The following is a 2,128-nucleotide window of genomic DNA, read 5'->3' on the forward strand; positions in this document are numbered from 1 at the left end:
GACCCCCTCGATGGCCGCGCCCTCGCGCCCGCCCGCCCGGCGGGAGGAGTCGCCCGGCGCGCCGGCCTCCCCGCGCGCCGAGGCCCCGACCCCCGCGCCAGGCGGCGGCGGCGGCGGCGTGCCCGCCCTGCCCGGCGGCCGCGACCCTGCGGCCCCGATGGGGCGCGACGAGGCCAACGCCCGCTTCTCCGCCCGCAAGGCCATGCTGATCGGCTTTCTGGGCGTGCTGCTGCTGGTCGGGGGCTTCGGCGCCTGGGCGGCCTTCGCCAACATCGCCGGCGCGATCATCGCCATGGGCGAGGTCGACGTGGAATCGCGCGAGCAGGTGGTCCAGCATCCCGACGGAGGCGTGGTCGGCGAGATCATGGTCCGCGACGGCGACCGCGTCGAAGCCGGCGACGTGCTGCTGCGCTTCGACGACACCCTGCCCCGCTCGGAGGCCATCATCCTCGAGGACCAGTACTGGGAGCTTGTCGCCCGCCGCAACCGGCTCGAGGCCGAGCAATACGGCTGGGAGGAGATCCGCTTCGAGGACCGCCTTCTGGACAAGGCCCGGACCGACGAGGACGTGCAGCGCATGGTCGAGGGCCAGACCTCGCTGTTCGAGGCGCGCCTTGGCAGCCTCGACGAACAGGTCCAGCAGCTCGGCGAACGCCGCGGCCAGATCGACCGCCAGATCGAGGGCGCAGAGGCCCAGATCGCCGCCCTGCGCCGCCAGGAAGACCTGATCCGCCAGGAGCTGGTGGGCCAGCAGCGGCTGTTCGACCAGGGTCTCGCCCAGCTCAACCGCCTGCTGTCCCTGCAGCGCGAGGAGGCGCGGCTCGACGGCCAGATCGGCGAGCTGATCGCCAACGTCGCCGAATCCGAGGGCCGCGCCACCGAGATCGAGATCCAGATCACCCAGGCCCGCTCCCAGCGGCGGGAGGAGGCGATCACCCAGATGCGCGACATCCAGTACCAGGAGAACCAGGTGCGCGAGCAGCTCGCGAGCCTGCAGGAGCGTCTGTCGAGGATGGAGGTGCGCGCCCCGATCGCCGGCACGGTGTTCAACTCCAAGATCTTCGCCCAGCAGTCGGTGGTCACCCCGGCCGAGCCGATCCTGTACCTGGTGCCCACCGACGCCGATTTCGTGTTCAACGCCCGGATCGAGCCTCAGCACGTCGACGAGGTGTTCCCCGGGCAGGAGGCGACGCTGCGCTTCTCGGCCTTCGCCTCGCGCACCACGCCCGAGATCGACGGCCACGTGGTGAAGGTCTCGGCCGACGCGATCGTGGACGAGCGGACCGGCGTCCATTATTTCCCGATCGAGCTGGCGCTGAACGAAGGCGAGGAACAGAAGCTGGAGGGCAAGACCCTGGTGCCCGGCATGCCGGTCGAGGCGTTCATCCGAACCTACGACCGCTCGCCGTTGAACTACCTGGTCAAGCCCTTCATGGATTACTTCGCCCACTCGATGCGCGAGGAATGAGCGTCCGGGGGTCCTCCCCGGGCGAAACCCCCGAAAGGATCCCCATGACCGGCAAGATCGACGCCCGCCTGGCCGAGCTCGGCATCACCCTGCCCAACCCGCCCGCGCCCGCCGCGGCCTACACGCCCTTCGTGAAGACCGGGAACCTGGTGTTCGTGTCGGGCCAGGTCTGCCAGGGCCCCGACGGGCTGGTGGTCGGCAAGCTGGGCCGCGACATGGACACCGCCGCCGGCTACGAGGCCGCAAAGCTGTGCGCCCTGTCGCTGATGGCCCAGGCCAAGGCCGCCTGCGAGGGCGACCTCGACCGCGTGGTCCGCGTGGTGAAGCTGCTGGGGCTGGTGAACTCGACGCCCGATTTCCCCGACCATCCCAAGGTGATCAACGGCTGCTCCGAGCTTCTGGGCGAGGTCTTCGGCGAGGCCGGGGTTCATGCGCGCTCGGCCTTCGGCGTGGCCAACCTGCCCTTCGGCGTGGCCTGCGAGATCGAGGCGATCTTCGAGATCGCCTGATCCGGTCGCGGCGAGGCGCCCCTCCCCGCGGCCGGGGCGCCTCCGGCCGCGGCCCCCCGCCGCCCCCGGCTTGCGGCCTCCCCACCCGCCCGCCCCGGCGCAAGCCGCGGGCGGCGGGGGGCCGCGGCCCTGACTCCAGCGTTCGGACGGA

General features: G+C 71.8%; 2 protein-coding genes. Both read left to right on the plus strand.

Annotated features, from left to right (window positions below; genetic code table 11):
• The first annotated feature begins 202 nt into the window (after nt 1–202).
• Complete coding sequence (locus AAC134_RS23775) at nt 203–1,468, plus strand: HlyD family type I secretion periplasmic adaptor subunit (protein WP_339952287.1); 1,266 nt, start codon at nt 203–205, stop codon at nt 1,466–1,468.
• A gap of 44 nt (nt 1,469–1,512) precedes the next feature.
• Nucleotides 1,513–1,977 (plus strand): RidA family protein, encoded by a 465-nt coding sequence (locus AAC134_RS23780; protein ID WP_339952285.1) that lies wholly within the window; start codon nt 1,513–1,515, stop codon nt 1,975–1,977.
• Nucleotides 1,978–2,128: the final 151 nt, after the last annotated feature.

The sequence above is a fragment of the uncultured Albimonas sp. genome (assembly GCF_963977235.1).
Taxonomy (GTDB): Bacteria; Pseudomonadota; Alphaproteobacteria; order Rhodobacterales; family Rhodobacteraceae; genus Albimonas.

Bases quoted from the DNA above. Each gene is read 5' to 3' on its own strand.
- AAC134_RS23780 (WP_339952285.1), top strand. From the start codon at position 1,513: ATGACCGGCAAGATCGACGCCCGCCTGGCCGAGCTCGGCATCACCCTG.
- AAC134_RS23775 (WP_339952287.1), top strand. From the start codon at position 203: ATGCTGATCGGCTTTCTGGGCGTGCTGCTGCTGGTCGGGGGCTTCGGC.